Below are 795 nucleotides of genomic sequence, written 5' to 3'. Positions count from 1 at the left end.
TAGGGCGTGTTCACACTATCGAAGGGCTTCGACAATCAGGGCGAAGTTGATAAAGGCAATGAACATCAGATCGAGTTTGTCGAAGCGCGAGAAGATGCGACGAAAGCCCTTCAATCGACGGAACAGCCGCTCGACTTCGTTGCGACGTTTGTACATTTCCCGGTCGTACTCCCAAGGCTCGACACGCGTGCTCAACGGAGGAACGACCGGGATGAAACCGAGATCGAGCGCGAGCTGTCGGGTTTCGTTACCTTCGTACGCCTTGTCCATCAGCAGGTGCAGCGGCCGATTCGGCGGTCCCAGGCGTTCGAGCAGTGCACGTCCGTGCGGCGCATCGCCGGCTTGACCGGGCGACAGTGCGAACGTTATGGCTGTTCGAGCATCCGCGGCAACCATATGAATCTTGGTTGTCCATCCTCCACGGGACTTGCCGATAGCTTGGGGTCCATTTTTTTTAACGCACCGGTGCCGTCAGGATGAACCTTCACGATCGTGCTATCCAGCGATACCGCTTCAATTCGGACGCGAATAATCTGTGCGCGCTGCAACTCCGTGAACACTCGGTCCAGTACGCCGTTGCGAGACCAACGATTCATGCGCGTGTAGATCGTATGCCAGCGACCGAAACGTGGCGGCAGGCCGCGCCATTTACATCCGTGCTCAGCAACATAGAGGATCGCGTTGAGCACTTGCAGGTTCGGCAGGCTCACATTGCCTCGCTGTCGCGGCAGGCAATGTTCGATCTGTTTGAATTGGGCTTCGGAGATTTCCATCCCCGAAGCATAACCTTAAATC

1 protein-coding gene is annotated in these 795 nt (G+C 56.5%); it reads right to left on the bottom strand.

The window, feature by feature from the left end; genetic code table 11:
* Positions 1–15: 15 nt before the first annotated feature.
* Positions 16–773 (bottom strand): IS5 family transposase gene (locus WS62_RS35750; protein WP_108034010.1). Its coding sequence is split into 2 segments (ribosomal slippage): positions 16–458 and positions 458–773, totalling 759 coding nucleotides; the frame shifts between segments, so codons are not numbered across the junction.
* Positions 774–795: the final 22 nt, after the last annotated feature.

The sequence above is a fragment of the Burkholderia sp. ABCPW 14 genome (assembly GCF_001523835.1).
Lineage (GTDB): Bacteria > Pseudomonadota > Gammaproteobacteria > Burkholderiales > Burkholderiaceae > Burkholderia > Burkholderia mayonis.
This window is presented reverse-complemented; position numbering and strand designations above follow the sequence as displayed.